Below are 20239 nucleotides of genomic sequence, written 5' to 3'. Positions count from 1 at the left end.
GCAATCGGCGCGCACCCGACAAGCGCGAAAGACCGCTGAAAGTGTGCAGATTCCCCGATTATCGGGCCGATGTGGCGCTTACGATCCAGCAACTGGCGGGCAATTCGATACGCTCTGCCTCGCGATGGGCACCGAGCATCGTGCGCAATCGCGAGATCGCCTCCTCCCGCTTGTCGCCCGACATTTCCGAAATCGCGCGCGCCGCAGGGCCGATCCTGAGGAAATAGCTCGTCGCGTCGTCCAGAGCATCTGCCCCCTCGCCTGCAATCATGCCGTAATCGATAGGTTCGAACCGGGGGGATCCCCACCCTGCCTTCTCAAGGATGCCCGCCACGTAATCCTGCTCGCCGAACGCGAACGGCCCGGGCGCCCGCGGGTCGGAAGGCGCTGTCGAAACGTCGAGGACCGACGCCAACTCGCGCGCCCACTCATTCTCGGACCGCTCACGAAAACAGGAGAAAACGAGGCGCGATTTCGCAGCGGCCTGGCGCGAAATATGAGTAAATGCAGCGACCGGATCGTCGAAGAACATCACGCCATGGCGCGAAATCACGAGGTCCGGCTTATCATCTGCTGCCGCGTTCCAGCGCGATGCGTCGGCCAGTTCGAAGCTGGCGTTCGGCAAGTCTACCGCACGCTCGCGTGCGACGGCGAGCAATTCGTCGCTTATGTCGACACCGGATACTTTTGCCGAAGGAGCCATTTTCGCCAGGCGTATGGACACCTCTCCCGCGCCGCACCCGATATCGAGAGCACGTTGGAAAGGCACTGCGGTCGCTTCGGCCACGAGTTCCTGCGTGAGCGGGCCGAAACTGCGATCCGTCCGCTGCCACTCGTGCGCCCAGCTCTTGCCGGTCCTTCCCGTCCATTCGGAGCCTGAGACGCCCGCATCAGACATCGTAATAGTCCCTGTACCAGCGCGTGAAACTCGCAACGCCCTCCTTTATATCGGTCGAGGGCACATATCCTGTCAGCCTGCGCAGGAGTTCCGCATCCGCCCATGTCGCCGGAACATCGCCGGGTTGCATCGGCATCAAATTGCGTTTGGCCGTTACGCCGAGCGCCGCCTCGATGGCCGCGATCATGTCGCCAAGCTGCACAGGCTTTGAATTGCCGATATTGACGACCCTCCACGGCGCGACCGGGGAAAGGCTGTCCCCTTCCTCGATATCGACCGGATCTCCGGGCCGCACCGGCGACGCGTCGATCAGGCGGCGAACGGCCTCGACGAGGTCTTCCACATAAGTGAAATCACGCATCATCTCGCCGTGATTGTAGACATCGATCGGCTCGCCCGAGAGCATCGCGCGGGTGAACTTGAACAGGGCCATGTCGGGCCGCCCCCACGGGCCATAGACCGTAAAGAAGCGGAACATCGTGATCGGTAGGTCGAAGAGGTGCGCGTAGGAATGCGCCATCGCCTCGTTCGCCTTCTTCGTCGCCGCATAGAACGACATCTGGTGATCCGCCTTCATCGTCTCGCGATACGGCATCTCCGTATTCGCGCCGTAGGCAGAGGACGTGGAAGCCAGCAGCATGTGCTGCGGCGGATGCGCGCGCGCCGCTTCGAGCAGTTCGAATGTGCCGACGAGATTGCTCTCCAGATAGGAGCGCGGATTGTCGATCGAATAGCGAACCCCGGCCTGCGCCGCGAGATGCACTACGACATCCGGTCGCTCGGCTTCGAAAAGACCCATCAGCAGGCCGGGCTTTTCGATCGCCTCGTTGATCATGCGGCAATTCGGATCTTCGAGCAGTTCGGACTGGCGACGCTTCTTCAGCTCCGGATCGTAATAATCGCTGAGCGAGTCGACGCCGATAACCCGGAAACCATCTGCCAGCAGGCGCTTGCAGGTGAAATACCCGATGAAACCGGCCGCCCCGGTAACGAGCGCCGTGAGGTTTTCCTGCATCAATCCGCTCCGAAGAGGTCGCGCGTGAAGACCTTGTCCCGCACATCGGCCAGCTCTTCGGTCAGCCGGTTCGCCACGATGACATCGCTGGACCGCTTGAATGCCTCGAGGTCCCGCTCGACCCGCGAACCGAAGAAGCTGTCTTCCTCCATGACGGGTTCGTAGACGATGACCTCGATGCCCTTGGCCTTGATGCGCTTCATGATGCCCTGGATCGAAGACTGGCGGAAATTGTCCGACCCGGCCTTCATCACGAGCCGGAAGACGCCGACGGTCTTGGGCTGCTTGGCAATGATCCGGTCGGCTAGGTAATCCTTACGCGTGCGGTTCGCATCGACGATCGCGCGGATCAGGTTTTGCGGAACCTCGCTGTAATTCGCCAGCAACTGTTTCGTATCCTTGGGCAGGCAATATCCGCCATAGCCGAACGAGGGGTTGTTATAATGCGACCCGATCCGCGGATCGTGACCGATGCCTTCGATAATCTGCCGCGTGTCGAGGTCGCGCGACAGGGCGTAACTGTCGAGCTCGTTGAAGAAGGCCACCCGCATGGCGAGATAGGTGTTGGCGAACAGCTTGATCGCTTCGGCTTCGTCGGCATCGGTGAGGAGCACGGGGACATCCTCGTCGAGTGCGGGTCGAAGCAGGAGATCGGCGAATTTGCGGGCCCTGTCCGACTGTTCGCCGACGATGATGCGCGAAGGGTGGAGGTTGTCGTAAAGCGCCTTGCCTTCGCGCAGGAACTCAGGGCTGAAAATGATGCGATCGCTGCCGAAGCGCTCCCGCGCCGATGCGACATAGCCGACCGGGATCGTCGACTTGATGACGACCGTGACCTCCGAGTTTGCGGACAGCACCTTCTGCGTGACGGAGTCGACGGCGGAAGTGTCGAAGAAATTGGTCTCGGGGTCGTAATTGGTCGGCACTGCGACAACGGCGAATTCCGCGCCTTCTACCGCTGCGTCGAAATCGGTCGTAAACTCGAGGTCGAGATCGTCCCTCGGCAGATATTCCTCGACCAGTTCGTCCTGGATGGGGGACCGGCGGTCGCGAAGCATGGCAATCCGCTCTGCAGAGACGTCAACGCCGACGACGCTGTTATGCTGGGAGAGCATGATGGCATTGGACAATCCGACATATCCAAGTCCGAAAACCGCGATCTTCATGGAGTTACCTGTCTTGTCTTACGTGTGTGGGCGTCTGCACGCGAAGCGGCGCCGCCCGGTACATGGTTGGCGCGCCGGCCTGCCGCAATGCCGGGATTACCAGACAAAATAGGCGCCGCCCTTTTCGCGCGCACGCTGCCAGGCCGGGCGTTGATGGATGGCTTCGACGAAGCGGGCAAGCTTGGGCGCCTTGTCGGCAAAACCCTGCATGACGGCGATCTCTGCCGGGAAGCTCATCATCACGTCCGCCGCGCTCCAGTCCCCGCCGACGAAATGGAGATCGTCGCCGATCTTCTCTTCGGCATAGGCGACATGTGCCGCCAGCTGCTCGTCCACCCGGGGCATCAGCGGAGCGGCGGCGTCTCCCAGCCTGCCGGCATAGATTTTCAGCATGACCGGCACGAAAAAGGAGCTTTCGCCGAACTGCATCCACTCGAGATGATCGATCCAGGCATCGCTGCCGCGGTCGGGCAGCCAGTCCTTGCCGCCGTGCCGTTCGCACAGATATTCGATGATCGCCCCGCTCTCGCTGATCATCCGTCCGTCATCCTCGATAACCGGCGACTTGCCGAGGGGGTGGACCTGCTTGAGTTCGGGCGGTGCGAGATTGCTTTCGGCGTCGCGCTGGTAGGAACGGATCTCGTAATCGGCCCCCAGCTCTTCCAGCAGCCAGAGGATGCGCTGCGAACGACTGTTGTTCAGGTGGTGGACGATTACGGTCATTCCGGGCTCCCGATTGATAGCCGGAACTGCCTAGTCGCACCGGAAACGTATTGCCAGTGGCGGATACGGAAAAGCCGGTGCGGCAACATCCATCAAGGAGTGCGCGCACCGGCTTTCCGTTTCATCGGGAGCACCGGGGGACAGTCCGGCTTGCAAGTGGCAGGGGTTGAAGTGCCACCCACGCTCCCGCTTCGAGGGTCAGTGATCAGTCGTCCGCGTCCGGACCGGTCATCATCTCCTCGGCGACCTCGTCGGTTTTGCCGCGAATGGCGGCTTCCAACTTGGCACACATCTCTGGATTTTCTTTCAGGAAGGTCTTCGCGTTTTCGCGGCCCTGGCCGATGCGGACGCTGTCGTAGCTGAACCAGCTGCCCGACTTTTCGACGATGCCGGCCTTCACGCCAAGATCGAGGATTTCACCGATCTTGGAGATGCCTTCACCATACATGATGTCGAATTCGACCTGCTTGAACGGCGGCGCGACCTTGTTCTTCACGACCTTCACGCGGGTCGAGTTGCCGACCACTTCGTCGCGGTCCTTGATCTGGCCGGTGCGGCGGATGTCGAGGCGCACCGAGGCGTAGAACTTGAGCGCGTTACCGCCGGTCGTGGTTTCCGGGTTGCCGTACATCACGCCGATCTTCATGCGCAGCTGGTTGATGAAGATCACCATGCACTTGGACCGGTTGATCGAACCCGTCAGCTTGCGCAGCGACTGCGACATGAGGCGCGCCTGGAGGCCGACATGGCTATCGCCCATCTCGCCTTCGATTTCGGCGCGCGGCACCAGCGCGGCGACGGAGTCGACCACGAGGATGTCGATCGCATTCGAACGTACCAGCGTATCGGTGATTTCCAGCGCCTGTTCGCCCGTGTCAGGCTGCGACACGATCAGTTCGTCGATATCGACGCCCAGCTTCTTGGCATAGACCGGGTCGAGCGCGTGTTCGGCATCGACGAAGGCAGCGGTGCCGCCGGCCTTCTGCGCTTCGGCGATGCAGTGCAGCGCCAGCGTGGTCTTGCCCGAGCTTTCCGGGCCGTAAACTTCGATCACGCGGCCCTTGGGCAGGCCGCCGATTCCGAGCGCGATATCAAGGCCGAGCGAGCCGGTGGAAATCGATTCCACGTTCATCGCTTCCTTGCTGCCCAGCTTCATCGCCGAGCCTTTACCGAACGCGCGGTCGATCTGTGCGAGGGCGGCATCGAGCGCCTTCTGACGGTCTGCAGACATTTCTTTATCCTTCACGAGCTTCAGACTGGCCGCCATGACACATACCCCTTTCGCTTTTCCAGAGCCGTTTTCGACTCTTCAACACAACAGGGTGTACCGCGTTTGTTCCACAAGAACAAGAGTGGAACGAAATTTTTGTAAGAAAGCTAGTCGTTACGTTCGCGAAACCGCACGATCCTGCGGGAATTGGCCGGGATTTCGGTCTCGTAAATCAGCCTGCCATCCTTGATCCGCGTGTTCTTCAGTCCGCGAATTTTCGTGTAGCCCGCTGTTCCCAGGTCGAGCCGCACCGTGACAGGCGTGTCGTTGGCGTTCGAAACCTGCGCGCGCTTGCGGACCCAGCGGCGTTCCTTCTCGGTGTCTTCGCGGTCGACCTCCCCGCACTGGGCGAAGACCTGCGTGCTTTGCGGCAGGTCGAGTTCGATGTCCTCGGACAGTGCAAAATCACGCAGGCGGGTTTCGGCTACGAGCAAATCACCGAACGCGGTGGGTTCGTAAATGGCGATGCCGCCCATCGGAAGGGATTGCCCGAGACCCCTCGCCTTGTCGTTTTTAGTGACGAGGAGCAGCCGGGCTGGATCGAAATATTCGACCTCGTCCGCATCGTCGATCTCGCCATAGTCGCAGGTCACCACGTAGACGAAGCGCGCATCGACCTCGTCCTTGTCGAGGAAAGCGACCTGCTTCTGGCCCTGCGCGGCGACCGTCACGGGCTCGGGTATGCGATAGAGCTTCAGGTCGCCCAATGCTTCTTCGGCCGCGATCACGGACAGCGGCGCGGCCGCTTCGGCCATGACCTTCTGTATCCGGCTGCCTGTCACGACGATCGCTTCGCTGTCCATCGCCATGACCGCGGCCGGCGGGGGCGGAGGAGGAGGCGGTGGCGGCGGGTAGGCAAGCGGGGACCCGGTAGCCGTACTGCCCAATGGATAGCAGGTCAGGCGCAAGGGACGCGCTTCGGGTTCGTCCGCCAGCTCCTCGAAATCGCTTTCGACATTGAGCGTCCCGGCCACCGCCATGAGGTCGGCGTCGGGAAAGCTCTGGCCATTGTCGTTGAGGATCGTCAGCCAGGAAAGCAATTCCATCCTCAGGCCGCCGCCCGCCCTCGCCTCCTGCAGCCGGGCGACGTAGTTGGCTTCCCAGTCGAACCCCCAGGCAAGATAGGACAGGGTGACGGCATAGGTCCCGCCCGCATCGCTGCGCGTGTCGATCGAATAGACCGGTTGCGAGGAAAGGCCCGATGGCACCTCGTCGAAGGTCAGTTTTTCCGGCAGGCCGGAGCACCGCACCGCCTCGAAGCCGTCTTGTGTCTGAAGGACCAGCCCGCCGTCGGCGCGGGTCCTCACGATGGCGCTTTCGGAACTTGCCACCCCGCTGGCCGGATCGGTCCGGGTGATCGTGACGCGATTGCCGAGCGAGCGGTCGACCAGGGCGGCGGGGCTGAGCAGGTCGGCATTGCGGTTCTTCTCGATCGTCCCGCCCGGCAAGCCTGTCACGATAGCGCTGACGGCCACCATGCCTTCCGCGACACCAGTGAAGCGAATGCGTGATTCGCCCGGCGGCAGCGTAACCGTCCTCACTTCGCTGATCATGGCGAAGCCGCGCGGCCAGCGGCGATCCATGCGCTGGTCCTGGCCCCTCTGCGGATCGCGATAGACGGTCACCGCGAGCTCGTTCGGCGCAGACGCATCGACCGTTTCGCGTGCCAGCAGGTCGCCGGCCGGAACGATGGCCGCGAGCGCCGCAACAAGGAGGAGAGGACGGATCACGCCGGGTCGGCGATCAGTAGCGCGTTTCGAAAGTCACGGTGACTTCACGCTTGCTGTTCGCAGCCACGGGCACCGTCCACTCGCGCCGGTCGAGCCCTACGCTGCGCCCGGCGACGTCTTCGCTGATCACGCGGTAATCGCGCGACCACCAGCCGCGATAGAGGCCGCCCTGCGCCAGTTCGACTTCGACCGGCGTCGGCTTTGCGTTGGTGATCGTATAGCGCATGGTGGTGCGCCAGAAGGTCTTGGCCTCCTCGACCTCGACTTCGCGGGTGACCTCACCGTTCTCGATGACACGATAGCGAGCGCTCTTCTCGTATTCGCTGGCGGTGATCTTCTCACGGTCGACGACCTCGGCAAGCACCAGCACGTCAAAGGCGTCACCGGTGCGCAGCGTCAGTTCGCTGCCCATCGGCGTGTGGCCGATGCTGTTCTCGCCGATGAACTGCGGATTGCCCTCGGCATCGCGCTGGTAGAAGCGGACCGCCCCGGCAGGCAGCGCATCGCCAAGGCCCTGGTCGCGGCTGGTGCCGAACTGCACCTGGCTGGCGACGTTGATCGAGCGGTCGTCATTGGTCAGCCAGTCGACAGTGCGCTGGTAGCGCCTGCGTGCAGGAACGCTCTGCACATCGAGGAAGCTCACCTGCTTGGTCTGGTTGTTCGCAATCGTGGTGCGCTCGGAGAGCGGATAGAGATAGAAATCGCCCAGCCGTTCGCGATCCGCGGTTTCGGTGCCCGGCACCATCGAACTGCCCCGCGGCGGCGGTGGCGGAGCGGGCCGGCGACGCGGATCGTAACCGTTCGAGCCGGGCGATCCGGCGACAAGCAGCGTGTCCGCATTATGGAAGGTCGTGCCGGTCTGGTTGGTCAAAGTCACCCAGCCTTGCATGTCGACCGTCCCCTTCTCCTCATCGAACAGGGCGACATAGTCGGCGCTCCAGCCAAGGCTCGGCGTGAGATAGCGGATCGACGCGGGCCGCGTTCCGGCGCGAGTGCTGTCCACGGTCACGGAGAGGGTGGGCCGCGCCCTCAGATTGGTCGGCACGCGGTCGAAGACGGCCCTGACCGGAAGCCCGTCGTCGCGCAGCACCTCGATGCGGTCGCCGATCTTGACCACGACGCCCCCCGCCGTGGAAAGCACGGTGGCGCGCTCGCGCGTTTCTGCGCCGGTCGCCGGATTGGTGCGGATAAGCGTAATGGTCTGGCCGATGGCCTTCTCCATCAGCTTGGTAGGGGTCAGCAGGTCGAAATCGAAATTCTGCTCGACGATGCCCGCTCCGGCAGCCGCAAAGCTGAGCGTTTCCGGTCTGATGCGGGCGGAGACGTCGGGAAATTCGATCCGGCTGCGTCCGGCAGCGATGGACAGCTGGCGCACATCCTGCACCAGCGCCTGTCCGTTGTTGTAGATGGTAACGGAAACGTCGCCCTGTGCGGTGGCATCGGGGTCCGTCAAAGCCTGTTCCGCGGTCTGGGCCAGCAGCGGAGCACCGCCGAGAATTGCCAGTCCCGCCAGTGCCGAAATCGAATACGCCTTCATCGCAGTCCCCTTACCGCTGCCAGGGGCGCCCGATTACTTAGGCGTCCGTCTTGGCCTGTTCTCCAAGTACCTCTGATACCTTGCCGTTTATTTGCTGTACGCTGAACGGCTTGGGAATAAAGTGCATGTTGTCGATGTCGATATCGTTACGCAACTGCTCTTCTGCATAACCCGACATGAAAAGTATGGGGATTTTCGGTTTTACCTTGCGAATGGCCCGCGCCATTGCCGGACCGTCCATCGCGGGCATCACCACGTCGGATACGATCAGGTCGAATTCGGTCGTGCCATTGGCAATCGCTGCCAGGCCTTCCTCGCCGTCGCGCGCGGTGGTGACCTGGTAGCCGGCGCGGGTAAGCGCACGTTCGGCGACCGCGCGGACCATGTCCTCGTCTTCCACCAGCAGCAGCTTGCCGCCGCCCGACCATTCGCTGGCCTTGGTCTCTTCCGTATCCTCCGGACGGGTCACGGCGGGCATCTCGCCCTTGTGGACCGGCAGGTAGATCGTGAAGCGGGCACCGGCAGGCCGTCCGTCGGGGCCGCCGATATTGTCGGCGAAGATAAAGCCGTTCGACTGCTTCACGATACCATAGACGGTAGAGAGGCCGAGACCTGTGCCCTTGCCCTGTTCCTTGGTCGTGAAGAACGGCTCGAAAATCTTGCTGAGATGTTCGCCCGGGATGCCGCCGCCCGTGTCCTGCACGATGAGGACCGTGTAATCGTCGGCAGGCATGATATCGATGCCCATCTTGCGCACATCGCGCGCCGAAACGCGGCGCGTGGCGAGCGTCAGGCGACCCTTCCAGTTTTCCTTGCCGGACTTGGCCGCATGGGCCTGCATCGCATCGCGCGCATTCACCGCGAGGTTGATGATCACCTGCTCCAGCTGCTGCGGATCGGCACGGACCGGTCCCAGCTCGCGGTCGTGGCGCACGGCGAACTCGATCTTGTCGCCCATGAGGCGCTTCAGAAGCTGGCTGACCTCGCTTACAACATCGGGAAGCTGGAGCACCACGGGGCGCAGCGTCTGCTGGCGACTGAAGGCGAGCAATTGCCGCGTCAGGCTGGCCGCGCGGTTGGAGTTTGCCTTGATCTGCTGGATATCGTCGTAATCACTGTCGCCCGGCGTGTGGCGGAGAAGCATGAGATCGCAATAGCCGATGATTGCGGTCAGCACGTTGTTGAAATCGTGCGCGACACCGCCTGCCAGCTGGCCCACGGCCTGCATCTTTGTCGCCTGGGCGACCTGGCGGCGAAGGCGCTTCTCCTCGGTGGAATCGGAGATCGACAGCAGGACCGCCGCATCGCCAAGGCCGCGCACACCGGCTAGGCCGATGGAAACCGGCTCTTCCTTGTCGCCCGACAGGCGGACCGCCATGTCCCCGCTCGACGTGGCGCCTCGCGCAAAGCGGCGGACGGTGTCGGAAATGGCCGGCTTGTCCTCGCGCACCACGAGGTCGGAGGGGAATTGCGGCAAGCCCTTTTCCTCGCGCTCGACTGCGCGCAGGAACGCCTTGTTGGCATAAAGGAAACGCCCGTCGCGGTCGGTCAACGCAAGACCAAGCGGTAAGGCAGATAACAAGGCCTCAAGCTGCGGGACGGCAGCCTTGCCGCTGCCCTGCCAGCCGCCACCGATACCGACATTGCTATCGACCAGCAACATCAGCGATGGCGACTGGTCGGCGGCCTTCTTCTTGTCCGCCTGCGGCTGGGTGAGCGGAATGTGCACCAGCGTCTGCGGCGTGCCCTGCTGGCCTTCCTGAGCGAAAAAGATGCGGTCGCGGTCGTCGGACCGCAGCAGCTGGACGAACTCCTGCCCGGCGAGGCTGTCTGCGGAATTGCCGGCGGCGCGTTCGGCAAGGCCGGGGGTAGCCGCCTGGACGATGCCGTCGGGCGCGACCAGCGCCAGTTCGATGCCAGCGCTCGACAGGATCGCGCCGAAGGGGCCGGAAACCCGCTCCGCCAGCGTGTCGTGGCCATCTTCCTCGACCCGTTCGCCGAAGCGCCAGACAAGGTAATCCTCGCCCCGCCCCACGCGCTCGATACGCAGGCTGAACTTGCGCTCGGCGGACGGCGTCTCGAGCTCCTCGCTTTGCGCCTCGCCTTCGCGCCACGCCTGGCGCGCGGCGTCGGCGAGCCGCTTCCTGCCTTGTTCCGACAAGCTGATCTCGTGCGGGGCAACCTGCCCGCCGAACCAGTCTTCGTAGGTCGCATTGGCGCATACCAGGCGGTTGGCGCGGTCGATGATCGCCACTGCCCGGCGCCGGTTCTCGATTGCGGCTGCCGTCACCGCCCAATCCGGCTGGGCAAGCTGGCCTGCCTCCTCGGGTGCCTTCAAGCGCGCTGCGAGCAGCAGCGTAAGCAGGACCGTCAGCAAGCCGCCGCCATAGGCCAGCGCCACCAGTGACGAGCCTGCCACCAGCCAAACCAGCACGACCGAGGTCACAAGCGCGAAAACGATGCCGAACAACAGCGGGATCGGCGGGAGGATCTGTGCCTCGCCTGGATCGGCCCGGCTCATTGGCCACGCTCCTTCAGGCGTTCGCTAAGCCGCTGTTCCATCCGGATCAGCCGCTTGCGACGCTTGCGGGCGACGATATAGCGCCATGCGAAACTGGCGATCAGGTACCCGAGCCCCGCACTGAAGAGGGCTAGCACAAGGAAGCCGAAAGCGGTCACGCCCCCCACCTCGAGCCAGCGTGCCAGCGCCCCGCCATCCTCTGCCAGAGAACCGGCCCCACCGCCCAGCGTCGCGTCTATGTTCAGCATGGTCTTGCCGGTCTTGTTGGCGACCAGCAGCCAGAACGGCAGGGTAAAGGGATTCGTGACGAAAGTAACAAATGCCGAAAGCGGCACGTTAGCCCGCGCGGGCAGCGCCAGGAAAGCCGCGAGGAAAATCTGCCCGATCGGCACGATAAATGCCGCAAAAAGGCCAAGCGCCACCCCGCGCGGTACGCTGCGGCGGGTAAAGCGCCACAGCTCGGGCGTCAGGAAACGGTGCGCGATGGGTTTGAGGTACTTGTTGCGCGCCATTTCTTCGCGCGTGGGCATGTATTTGCGGATCATGTCCGCTGCCCAGGTTTTCGACCTCTTACCGCTCATCGCCATGATCCCGACATGGCGCTGGCCTGTGCGCTGCACAAGCCGGTCTTGCCAGTTTTATGCGGTGAAGAGACCATGATGGGAGACACGCCTAGCACGATGGACGTTTCCGTCGCCTGAAGCCTCATCCCTTTTCGCGCATCAGGCGCGCCTTGTCGCGCTTCCAGTCGCGGTCCTTGATCGTCTGGCGCTTGTCGTGCGCCTGCTTGCCCTTGGCGAGCGCAAGTTCGACTTTCGCCCGTCCGGTCGAGTTGAAATAGATCGACAGGGGGACCAGCGTCATCCCCTTGCGCTCCACCGCGCCGAAAAGCTTTTCGATCTCGCGCTCATGCAGCAGCAGCTTGCGCGGACGGCGCGGTTCGTGATTGAGCCGGTTGCCATGCGAATATTCCGGGATGTTGGCATTGATCAGCCAGACCTGCCCGTCGCGCACTTCCGCATAGCTTTCCTTGATGCTGGCCTCGCCCGCACGCAGCGCCTTCACCTCGGTCCCCTGAAGCGCAAGGCCGGCCTCGAAGGTTTCCTCGACATGATAGTCGAACCGCACACGCCGGTTGTCGGCGACGGTTTTCTGCTTGTCGAAGGTAGCGGGTTTGGGTCGTGCCATATCGGCGGTGCATGTAGGCGCTTGGGATCGAAAGGTGAAGGGAAAGCTCGGCGCTTGCCCTTCCCTTCAGAATCAGATCAGTCCGGCGTGCTCCAGCGCTTCGTCGACCGCCTTGCGGCTGGCGTCGCTCGCCTTACAGATCGGCAGGCGCACGTCGTCGGGGAACCAGTCGTGCACCCGGCTGAGGGCGTATTTGACAGGGGCCGGACTCGCGTCGGAGAACATCGCGTAATGCAGCGGGAAGAGGCGGTCGTTGATCTCGCGCGCCTTGATCAGGTCGGCAGCGGCAATGGCCTCGTGGAACTCGGCACATAGGGCCGGCGCGACGTTCGCCGTCACCGAAATGCAGCCCGATCCGCCCGCGGCGCTATGCGGAAGCCACAATTCGTCGTTTCCTGAAAGCTGGCAGAAATCGCGGCCGATACCCATGCGGTGATCGGCCACGCGGGACAAATCGCCGCTCGCATCCTTGATCGCGACGATGCGGTCCGGATATTTGTTGACCAGTTCGCAGACCGTATCGTCCTCGATGTCGGTCACCGTGCGGCCGGGAACGTTGTAGAGCACGATCGGCAGGTCGCTGTTCTCTGCAAGAAAGCTGAAATGCGCGATCAGGCCCGCCTGGCTAGGCCGGTTGTAGTAAGGCGCAACGCACAGGCCCGCCGCCGCCCCCGCCTTCTTTGCGAACTGCATGTGGAGCAGCGCGTTGCGCGTATCGTTCGACCCGCAACCGGCGATCACGGGCACCCGTCCGGCGGCCTGTTCGATGCAGACCTCGATCACCCGGTGGTGCTCTGCATTCGAGATCGTGGAGGCCTCTCCGGTCGTGCCGCAGGGGACCAGTCCCTTGCTGCCATTCTCGATCTGCCAGTCGACCAGCTTGCGAAACGCAGCCTCGTCGAACGATCCGTCGCGAAAAGGAGTCGCAAGAGCGGGAATTGAGCCAGAGAACATTTACGCGAGTCCTGCGTTAGAGGTATGAAAACGGGACGCTTTGTGGCGACCCGTGCCGCAATTCATTCAGCGCCTGATAAGGAGGGGCCGGGCACTATGTCCAGCATGGCCAATAAAACTTTCGCTTCGTTCGCATTTCTCGCCGGTACTGCACTGGCGAGCCCCGCAATCGCCCAGACGATCGCCGTACCCGAACGCAGCTTGGTGGCACAGCAACCCACCCGCATGACGCAGGCGCTGTCGCAGTGGGAATACCTGACGAAGGAAGACGATCTCTCCTTCTCGCAATACGCCGGTTTCCTGTCGACCTATCCCGAATTTCCCAAGGCCGCGCTGATCCAGCGCCGGGCCGAGGCCGCGCTCGATAACGAGGCGATCTCGCCGCAATCGCTGGTCGCCTTTTTCGAGAAGAACCCTCCCCTCTCGAATGGTGCCAAGGCGCGCTACGCATTGGCACTTGCGGCGATGAACCGTCCGGAAGCATTCGACCTTGCGCGTGAAGCATGGCGTGGCGGTTCGATGAGCGGGCCGGCAGAAGCCTATATGCAGGGCCTGTTCGGCCAGCGCCTGTCGCCCGAAGATCACGATGCGCGCATGGACGCGCTCCTGTGGCAGGGCCAGCAGGAAGCGGCTGCACGTCAGATCGTGCGCGTCTCGCCCGCTTATCGCGACATGGCGCAGGCACGCCTTGCGCTGCTCCAGGGCACTGATCCGGCCAGCATCGGCCTCACCGTGCCCTCCGGCGCGATGAACGATAGCGGCTACGTCTATAATCTCGCGCGCTATTACCGCAGCAATGGCCGCCTGCCACAGGCGATCAACCTGCTGGCAACGCGTGCACCCGCATCCAGCCCGGCGTTCGACGGGGCCGACTTTGTCACCGAAGCGCTGCGTGCAGCCCAAGGTGCCGGAACTGCCCAGGCGGTCGCCATCGCCAGCAAGGTGGACGACCTCTTCGCGCCCGGGACCGATATCTCCGAAGGCTCCTTCCAGCTGCGCGACAAATACACCGACCTGATGTGGCTCGGCGGAACGAAGGCGCTCTGGTCGATGGGTGACGGGGCGAAAGCGGCTCCGCTGTTCTATCGCTATGGTGCTGCTGCCAAGACGCAGCTCACCCGCGCCAAGGGCTTTTACTGGGCGGGTCGTGCAGCCGCCAAGGCGGGCGACCGCGATGAAGCGCGCCGTTACTGGGAAATGGCCGCGAGCCACCCCGAATATTACTATGGCCAGCTGGCGCTCAGCGAGCTTGGCCGTCCGGTCAAGAATTTCGCCAAGGCCGCTCCCGTCCAGCCCACCGCTGAACAGCGCGCTGCTTTCAACGCGCAGCCCCTGACACTCGCGTTGCGCGAAATGGCTCGCAATCGCCGTGCATGGCAGACCGAGCGTGCCTTCTTCGAGGCTATCGCGGATAATGCCGAAACGCCTGCCGAAATGGCCCTCGTCGCCGAACTCGCACGCGAGACCGGGCTCGAGGAAATGGCGGTGGTTGCCGGAATGGTTGCCGGGGAGCGCGATTTCGCGGACTTCGAATGGCTGGGTTTCCCGACCGTACCGACACATTCGGGCGCAAACTGGACCATGGTCCACGCCATCGCCCGTCAGGAAAGCGAGTTCGACCGCACACGCGTCAGCCACGCCGGCGCGCGCGGTATGATGCAGCTCATGCCCGGGACTGCGCGCGAGGAAGCGGGCAAGATCGGCGTCCAGTACATGTCCGCCAGCCTCACGGGCGATCCCGGCTACAACATCCGCCTCGGCGACGCGCATTTCGCACGTCTCATGGATCGCTATAACGGCGCCTATCCGCTGGCCATTGCGGCCTATAACGCGGGTCCGGGCCGGGTGAACCAGTGGCTGCGCCTCAACGGCGACCCGCGCACCGGAGCGGTCGATTGGGTGTCCTGGATCGAGCAGATCCCCGCCAATTTCGAAACACGCTATTACGTCATGCGCGTGATCGGGAACGCGGTGACCTATGCCAATCTGCACCCCGACAAGTCCGCCTCCTACGAGCGCGATATCCGCCATTACGTCGGGCGCTGATCTGCGCTAGGGCTCGCCGCCTTATGCAGACCCGCAGCAACCCGATTACACCGGCCGGCTATGCCGCCATGAAGGCACGATACGACCATCTCCTGGGCAAGGAACGCCCGGAGATCGTCGAAATCGTCAGCTGGGCTGCGGGCAATGGCGACCGGAGCGAGAACGGCGATTACCTCTACGGCCGCAAGAAAATGCGCGAAATCGACCGCGAGCTCGCCCATCTTGCCCGGCGGATGAAGGCAGCGCAGGTCATCTCCCCGACCGACCAGCCGGACAAGAGCAAGGCCTTCTTTGGCGCGCGCGTCACAATGGCCGACGAGGACGATAACGAGAAGACCGTCACTCTTGTCGGCGATGACGAGCAGGACGCAGGCAAGGGCCGGATCGGCTGGTCCAGCCCCCTCGCCCGCGCATTGAGGGGTGCCAGTGTCGGGGATTTGCGCACGGTAAGGCTTCCATCCGGCATGAAGGAATGGGAAGTCGTCGCCATCGATTATGACTAGGTTCGCCGCAGCCCTCGCCGTAATGATCGCCGCAGCCACTCCGCTCGCGGCCAAGGACAGCCTTGGCGTCTTTTCCGGCTGGGCCGCATTCCTCGACGCCAATGTGCCGCGTTGCTATGCAATCGCCGCTGCCGCACCCGCGCGCGACGGCGCCGCATCCAGCGGCTATGCGACCGTAGGACACTGGCCGAAGCGAGGCATCCGCGGGCAGGTCCACCTGCGCCTGTCGCAACCCCTGCGCGCCAAACAGGCCAGTTTGCGCATCGGCCGCCAGAGCTTTTCCATGATTGTAGACGGGAACAAGGCCTGGGCGCGGGACAAAGCCATGGACGCCGCGATCATCGCCGCCATGCGATCGGCACCGACCATGCGTGTCACGGCGATCGGGGCCAATGGCCGCCGCTTTACCGATGCTTACAAGCTTGCAGGCGCCGCGACCGCGATCGACGCGGCCACCCTGGGCTGTCGACGCTTCAGATAAGGAAAGGGCCGATGGCATCGCTGCCACCGGCCCTTCACTTCACTCAGCTACGATTAGAAACGGTAGCCGAAGCCGACCATGACCTGGTGACGGTCGGTATCGATTTCACCGACATCGACGTCGGCAATATCGCCTTCGAAGTCGAGTTCCGCATCGCTGTAGTTCGAATAGCGATATTCGACCTTGGCGAAAGTGTTCGCATCCAGCGCGTATTCGACGCCGGCACCCAGACGATAGCCATCGGTGTCGAGCTTGGCGGCGTACTCTTCACCGTCGAACGAGCTGTTGATGTTGTAACGGCCGTTCGTATAGCCGCCCTTGGCGTAGACCAGCAGGTCCGGCTGTGCGAGCACGCCGACGCGGGCGCCGACATAAAGGTCACGGCCGGCGTTCACGTCGCCGAGGCCGAAGCCTTCGAAGTCACCATCGTCGAATTCGACGTCTGCGGTGGAATCGGTCAGTTCACCTTCAAGGCCGAGGACCACGCCGCCGGCATTGAAGTCGTAACCGAGGCCAACGCCATAAACGACGCCTTCGATCGACTGGTCGTTGTCTTCGTTAACATCGTCATCGATCGAGCTGCCAGCCTTGCTGACATCGTAACCGCCGACGACTTCGGCGCGCGGGCCGGTGAATGGCGAATTGTCCTGTGCCGCGGCAGGGGCTGCCATGGCGATTGCCGAACCGGCGACCAGAAGTGTTGCAACCTTTTTCATAGTAAACTCCATTGTTGTTTTCGACGCGCCATGTGCGGCGCGTGGAACCATTCAACGGCGGTTTCCGACTGGCGTTTCATTAACCTTGCACAACAAGAAAGTGTTGCAGGCGCGCAACAAAATTAGCGACGAAATGCATCCTGCCGTCGACCAAATGCAGCGGGCGAAAATTTCGACGAACGGTGCAGAGCGCAGGCGAATTCACGGAAACCGAATGCATGATCCTGCATTGTGCACGCCCCTTTCCTTTCACCCTTCACGCGCCTATATGCGTCGCTCCCATGGCCGATACGAATTTGATGAGCATCCCCGGGCAGGTAGACCCGGTTCCCGTCGCGCGTGACATCACGCCGCGTCCCGACGGGCGCGTGGATCTGATGGGCCTGCCCAAGGCGCGCATCCGCGAACTGTTCGAAACCGCCGGGCTGGATGCGAAGCAGGCGAAGCTGCGCTCAAAGCAGGTCTTCCACTGGCTCTACCATCGCGGCGTCACCGATTTCGAAGCGATGACGGACATCGCCAAGACGATGCGCCCTTGGCTGACCGAACGTTTCGTCATCGGCCGTCCCGAAGTGGTCGAGGCCCAGCATTCGAACGATGGCACCCGCAAATGGCTGCTGAAGACGGCCGACGGGCACGAGTTCGAAATGGTCTTCATCCCCGATGCCGATCGCGGAACTCTGTGCGTGTCGAGCCAGGTGGGCTGCACGCTCAACTGCCGGTTTTGCCACACCGGCACCATGCGCCTCGTGCGTAACCTGACGCCGGGCGAGATCGTGGGACAGGTCATGCTGGCGCGCGATGCGCTGGGCGAGTGGCCCAAGGGCAAGATGGATTTCGGCGAGGAAGCGGACGAGACCGAATACCGCGCAGACGGCCGCTTGCTCACGAATATCGTCATGATGGGCATGGGTGAACCGCTCTACAATTTCGAGAACGTGCGCGATGCGCTGAAGCTGGTGATGGATGGCGAAGGCCTCGCCCTCTCCAAGCGCCGCATCACGCTGTCGACCAGCGGCGTGGTTCCGGCAATGGAACGCTGCGGCGAAGAGATCGGCGTGAACCTTGCCGTGTCGCTCCACGCGGTGACCAAGGAAGTCCGCGACGAGATCGTACCGATCAACAAAAAGTACGGTATCGAGGAACTGCTTGCCGCCTGTGCCGCCTACCCCGGGGCCAGCAACGCCCGGCGCATCACCTTCGAATACGTGATGCTGAAGGACAAGAACGATTCCGACGACGATGCGCGCGAACTGGTGCGCCTGATCAAGGAATACGACCTTCCCGCCAAGGTGAACCTGATCCCGTTCAACCCCTGGCCCGGCGCGCCCTATGAATGCTCCACGCCCGAACGCGTGCGCGCATTTTCGAACATCGTCTTCGAAAACGGCATTTCCGCACCCGTACGCACCCCGCGCGGCCGCGATATCGATGCGGCCTGCGGCCAGCTGAAGACCACTGCCGAGAAGAAATCCCGCGCCCAGCGTGATCGCGAAGCGGCAGAGGCCGGAGCCGCGCAGGAGTGAGCGCGGACGCGGACACGATCGCCTATTACGAGGCGAACGCGCCGCGCTACACCCTGTCATTCGGCCAAGGTCCGAGCCGCTTTCTCGACGCATTCCTCGACCGGCTGGATTCCGGGGCTGAGATTTTGGAACTGGGCTGCGGGAGCGGCCGGGATTCCGCGCGCATGCTCGAACGCGGGTTTGCGGTCGATCCGACCGACGGGACCGAGGCCATGGCCCGCAAGGCGCGCGAACGCTTCGACCTTCCGGCACGCAAGCTGCTGTTTTCCGAACTCGATGCGCAAGGTGCTTATGATGCGATCTGGGCACACGCATGCCTGCTGCACCTGCCCCGCGTCGATCTTCCGCCCGTCCTGCGATCCATCCACGCCGCCCTGCGTCCCGGCGGCCTTCATTTTGCCAATTACAAACTTGGCGACGAGGCGCATCCGGACGAAGGCCGCGATCCGCTGGGACGCTGGACCAACCTCCCCTCGCCCAAATGGCTGGAGGAGCGTTACCGCGAAGCGGGTTTCACGATCCTCGATGCCGTGCGCTATCGCGGCGAAGGGGCCGACGGCGTGCAGCGAGACTGGTATGCCCTGACTGTCCGGCGCGGTGACGATTGACCGCAGCGGACGAAGCCTTTCCTACTTTGGCGCCATGTGCTGGAATGGGCCGATGACCGTGCCAAGCCCTCGAAAAACGACCGGAATGCGCCGCTTGGGCGGTGGGCAGGATTTCCTCCCTTGGACCGTGTTCCACCCGTTCCACTCTGTAGGATTGCGGGGCGGTATATGAGCCTGCGCGTGGATGCGATCTGCATCGGCCTACCCAAGCCATTCAACGGCGCGGAACTGAGCGCCATCGACAAACGCCCGCTGGAAGGAACGGCGACCTTTCGCAGTTTCGGCATCGAAGGGGATATGGTCGCCGATACGAAGCACCACGGCGGGATCGACATGGCGGTGCACCACTATCCGACCGACCATTATCGCGCTTGGAATGGGGTACTGGGTGGACATCCCCTCCTGGCAGGCCCTGCCCCCTTCGGCGAAAACCTGATGGTCGCTGGCCTGAAAGAGGACGACGTCCTGATCGGCGATCGCTTCCGTCTCGGGACTGCCTTGCTCGAAGTCAGCCAGCCGCGCCAGCCATGCTGGAAGATAGAGCACCGCTTCGGCCGCAAAGGCATGGTCGCGCATATCCTCGGCGCGCACAATTGCGGCTGGTACTACCGCGTCCTCGAGGAAGGCGAGGCCGAGGCGGGCGACGAATTGCGCAAGGTCGAGGATGGTCATGCCGACTGGCGCGTCGCGCGCGTTTTCGCCGCTCTCTACGACCCGGTGGCAAACCCGAATCAAGACGAGTTGCGTGCGATTGCCGGGCTCGACCGGCTCACCGGAAAATGGCGCGAGAAGGCGTTCGGCAAACTGAAATCATAGCATTTCGTCGCAGGCCTCCGGTCGGTTTATCGCTAATTTCGAGTTAAAGGCGTTTGTTCATCCGCGGTTGTAATCCTCGCCGCAAACTGGCGACAAATCACTCTCGTTAGGGGACGCATAATGAAGAAGATCGCACTCGCCTTCGCCGCCGGCACGATGGCCGTGACCGGCCTCGGAACCGCCGCTCCGGCAGCCGCTGACCCGCCCAGCTGGGCGCCGGCTCACGGCAAGCGCGCCAAGGACCGTATGTACAACAACCAGGGCTATTACGTCACGCCGCGCCGCATCACTCGCGACAGCTACATGTGGCGTGGCCGCGATGGCCGCTATTACTGCAAGCGTGACAACGGCACGACCGGTCTTGTCATCGGTGCCGGTGTCGGCGCACTTGCGGGCCATGAACTCGCCGGTCGCGGCGACCGCACGCTGGGCGCAATCCTCGGCGGTGCCGTCGGCGCAATCGTCGGGCGCGAAATCGACCGGGGCAGCCTGCGCTGCCGCTGATCGACCTGGGATAACAGCAAGCGCCGCGGGCCCATTG

19 protein-coding genes are annotated in these 20239 nt (G+C 63.2%); 7 read left to right on the top strand and 12 right to left on the bottom strand.

Features of this window, described 5'->3' with window-relative positions; translation table 11 throughout:
• Positions 1 to 58: 58 nt before the first annotated feature.
• From K3179_RS11025 to dapA, 11 genes are all read right to left on the bottom strand, one after another.
• Complete coding sequence (locus K3179_RS11025) at positions 59 to 898, bottom strand: class I SAM-dependent methyltransferase (protein ID WP_221564965.1); 840 nt, start codon at positions 896 to 898, stop codon at positions 59 to 61.
• Positions 891 to 1913 carry an NAD-dependent epimerase/dehydratase family protein gene (locus K3179_RS11020; RefSeq protein ID WP_221564963.1) on the bottom strand — a complete coding sequence of 341 codons (1023 nt, stop codon included), beginning with the start codon at positions 1911 to 1913 and terminating at the stop codon, positions 891 to 893. Before K3179_RS11020 ends, K3179_RS11025 begins: the two co-directional genes overlap by 8 nt.
• Complete coding sequence (locus K3179_RS11015) at positions 1913 to 3079, bottom strand: nucleotide sugar dehydrogenase (RefSeq protein WP_221564961.1); 1167 nt, start codon at positions 3077 to 3079, stop codon at positions 1913 to 1915. The genes K3179_RS11020 and K3179_RS11015 overlap by 1 nt, the downstream gene beginning before the upstream one ends.
• A 96-nt stretch (positions 3080 to 3175) precedes the next feature.
• Positions 3176 to 3802, bottom strand: a complete 627-nt coding sequence (locus K3179_RS11010; RefSeq protein ID WP_221564942.1) for a glutathione S-transferase family protein — start codon at positions 3800 to 3802, stop codon at positions 3176 to 3178.
• A gap of 205 nt (positions 3803 to 4007) precedes the next feature.
• A complete protein-coding gene (recA, locus tag K3179_RS11005; RefSeq protein WP_090478629.1) occupies positions 4008 to 5069 on the bottom strand; it encodes a recombinase RecA in 1062 nt (353 codons plus the stop codon).
• A gap of 110 nt (positions 5070 to 5179) precedes the next feature.
• The gene (locus K3179_RS11000) at positions 5180 to 6802 is read right to left on the bottom strand and encodes a DUF4139 domain-containing protein (RefSeq protein WP_221564940.1); all 1623 of its coding nucleotides are present in this window, start codon (positions 6800 to 6802) and stop codon (positions 5180 to 5182) included.
• A gap of 13 nt (positions 6803 to 6815) precedes the next feature.
• Entirely contained in the window at positions 6816 to 8339 is a 1524-nt protein-coding gene (locus K3179_RS10995; RefSeq protein ID WP_221564938.1) for a DUF4139 domain-containing protein, read from the bottom strand.
• A 37-nt stretch (positions 8340 to 8376) separates the two neighbouring features.
• Positions 8377 to 10860 carry a hybrid sensor histidine kinase/response regulator gene (locus tag K3179_RS10990; RefSeq protein WP_221564936.1) on the bottom strand — a complete coding sequence of 828 codons (2484 nt, stop codon included), beginning with the start codon at positions 10858 to 10860 and terminating at the stop codon, positions 8377 to 8379.
• Positions 10857 to 11441 (bottom strand): DUF2062 domain-containing protein, encoded by a 585-nt coding sequence (locus K3179_RS10985; RefSeq protein WP_221565621.1) that lies wholly within the window; start codon positions 11439 to 11441, stop codon positions 10857 to 10859. Before K3179_RS10985 ends, K3179_RS10990 begins: the two co-directional genes overlap by 4 nt.
• Before the next feature lie 124 nt (positions 11442 to 11565).
• Positions 11566 to 12048: an SsrA-binding protein SmpB gene (gene smpB, locus K3179_RS10980; protein WP_090478640.1), complete on the bottom strand. Its 483-nt coding sequence runs from the start codon at positions 12046 to 12048 to the stop codon at positions 11566 to 11568.
• Positions 12049 to 12120: 72 nt separating this feature from the next.
• Positions 12121 to 13002 carry a 4-hydroxy-tetrahydrodipicolinate synthase gene (dapA, locus tag K3179_RS10975; protein ID WP_090478643.1) on the bottom strand — a complete coding sequence of 294 codons (882 nt, stop codon included), beginning with the start codon at positions 13000 to 13002 and terminating at the stop codon, positions 12121 to 12123.
• A 105-nt stretch (positions 13003 to 13107) separates the two neighbouring features.
• On the opposite strand from dapA, the gene K3179_RS10970 reads away from it, so the two are divergent.
• Genes K3179_RS10970 through K3179_RS10960 form a run of 3 tightly spaced genes read left to right on the top strand, consistent with a single transcriptional unit; the run spans position 13108 to position 16032 of the window.
• Entirely contained in the window at positions 13108 to 15048 is a 1941-nt protein-coding gene (locus K3179_RS10970) for a lytic transglycosylase domain-containing protein (RefSeq protein WP_247712948.1), read from the top strand.
• Between the two features lie 23 nt (positions 15049 to 15071).
• The gene (locus K3179_RS10965) at positions 15072 to 15551 is read left to right on the top strand and encodes a GreA/GreB family elongation factor (protein WP_221564931.1); all 480 of its coding nucleotides are present in this window, start codon (positions 15072 to 15074) and stop codon (positions 15549 to 15551) included.
• Positions 15544 to 16032: an invasion associated locus B family protein gene (locus K3179_RS10960; RefSeq protein ID WP_221564929.1), complete on the top strand. Its 489-nt coding sequence runs from the start codon at positions 15544 to 15546 to the stop codon at positions 16030 to 16032. The genes K3179_RS10965 and K3179_RS10960 overlap by 8 nt, the downstream gene beginning before the upstream one ends.
• A 53-nt stretch (positions 16033 to 16085) precedes the next feature.
• Here K3179_RS10960 and K3179_RS10955 read toward each other — a convergent pair whose 3' ends face one another.
• Positions 16086 to 16748: an outer membrane protein gene (locus tag K3179_RS10955; protein ID WP_221564927.1), complete on the bottom strand. Its 663-nt coding sequence runs from the start codon at positions 16746 to 16748 to the stop codon at positions 16086 to 16088.
• A gap of 281 nt (positions 16749 to 17029) precedes the next feature.
• On the opposite strand from K3179_RS10955, the gene rlmN reads away from it, so the two are divergent.
• The 4 genes from rlmN (at position 17030) to K3179_RS10935 (ending at position 20202) form a co-directional block, all read left to right on the top strand.
• The gene (rlmN, locus tag K3179_RS10950; protein WP_221564925.1) at positions 17030 to 18274 is read left to right on the top strand and encodes a dual-specificity RNA methyltransferase RlmN; all 1245 of its coding nucleotides are present in this window, start codon (positions 17030 to 17032) and stop codon (positions 18272 to 18274) included.
• Positions 18271 to 18882: a class I SAM-dependent methyltransferase gene (locus tag K3179_RS10945; RefSeq protein WP_221564914.1), complete on the top strand. Its 612-nt coding sequence runs from the start codon at positions 18271 to 18273 to the stop codon at positions 18880 to 18882. The genes rlmN and K3179_RS10945 overlap by 4 nt, the downstream gene beginning before the upstream one ends.
• A 168-nt stretch (positions 18883 to 19050) precedes the next feature.
• A complete protein-coding gene (locus tag K3179_RS10940) occupies positions 19051 to 19698 on the top strand; it encodes an MOSC domain-containing protein (protein ID WP_221564912.1) in 648 nt (215 codons plus the stop codon).
• 120 nt (positions 19699 to 19818) lie between these two features.
• On the top strand, positions 19819 to 20202 hold the full coding sequence (locus K3179_RS10935; protein WP_160595107.1) for a glycine zipper 2TM domain-containing protein: 384 nt from the start codon (positions 19819 to 19821) through the stop codon (positions 20200 to 20202).
• Positions 20203 to 20239 lie beyond the last annotated feature (37 nt).

Origin of the sequence: Qipengyuania intermedia (genome assembly GCF_019711615.1) — a bacterium.
Taxonomy (GTDB): domain Bacteria; phylum Pseudomonadota; class Alphaproteobacteria; order Sphingomonadales; family Sphingomonadaceae; genus Qipengyuania; species Qipengyuania intermedia.
Note: the sequence above shows the minus strand (reverse complement) of the source record. Positions and strands in the feature narration are given on the sequence as shown.

Coding starts and splice junctions, on each gene's coding strand:
- K3179_RS11025 (WP_221564965.1), bottom strand. CDS start 898: ATGTCTGATGCGGGCGTCTCAGGCTCCGAATGGACGGGAAGGACCGGC.
- K3179_RS11020 (WP_221564963.1), bottom strand. CDS start 1,913: ATGCAGGAAAACCTCACGGCGCTCGTTACCGGGGCGGCCGGTTTCATC.
- K3179_RS11015 (WP_221564961.1), bottom strand. CDS start 3,079: ATGAAGATCGCGGTTTTCGGACTTGGATATGTCGGATTGTCCAATGCC.
- K3179_RS11010 (WP_221564942.1), bottom strand. CDS start 3,802: ATGACCGTAATCGTCCACCACCTGAACAACAGTCGTTCGCAGCGCATC.
- recA (WP_090478629.1), bottom strand. CDS start 5,069: ATGGCGGCCAGTCTGAAGCTCGTGAAGGATAAAGAAATGTCTGCAGAC.
- K3179_RS10995 (WP_221564938.1), bottom strand. CDS start 8,339: ATGAAGGCGTATTCGATTTCGGCACTGGCGGGACTGGCAATTCTCGGC.
- K3179_RS10990 (WP_221564936.1), bottom strand. CDS start 10,860: ATGAGCCGGGCCGATCCAGGCGAGGCACAGATCCTCCCGCCGATCCCG.
- K3179_RS10985 (WP_221565621.1), bottom strand. CDS start 11,441: ATGAGCGGTAAGAGGTCGAAAACCTGGGCAGCGGACATGATCCGCAAA.
- smpB (WP_090478640.1), bottom strand. CDS start 12,048: ATGGCACGACCCAAACCCGCTACCTTCGACAAGCAGAAAACCGTCGCC.
- dapA (WP_090478643.1), bottom strand. CDS start 13,002: ATGTTCTCTGGCTCAATTCCCGCTCTTGCGACTCCTTTTCGCGACGGA.
- K3179_RS10970 (WP_247712948.1), top strand. CDS start 13,108: ATGGCCAATAAAACTTTCGCTTCGTTCGCATTTCTCGCCGGTACTGCA.
- K3179_RS10965 (WP_221564931.1), top strand. CDS start 15,072: ATGCAGACCCGCAGCAACCCGATTACACCGGCCGGCTATGCCGCCATG.
- K3179_RS10960 (WP_221564929.1), top strand. CDS start 15,544: ATGACTAGGTTCGCCGCAGCCCTCGCCGTAATGATCGCCGCAGCCACT.
- K3179_RS10955 (WP_221564927.1), bottom strand. CDS start 16,748: ATGAAAAAGGTTGCAACACTTCTGGTCGCCGGTTCGGCAATCGCCATG.
- rlmN (WP_221564925.1), top strand. CDS start 17,030: ATGGCCGATACGAATTTGATGAGCATCCCCGGGCAGGTAGACCCGGTT.
- K3179_RS10940 (WP_221564912.1), top strand. CDS start 19,051: ATGAGCCTGCGCGTGGATGCGATCTGCATCGGCCTACCCAAGCCATTC.
- K3179_RS10935 (WP_160595107.1), top strand. CDS start 19,819: ATGAAGAAGATCGCACTCGCCTTCGCCGCCGGCACGATGGCCGTGACC.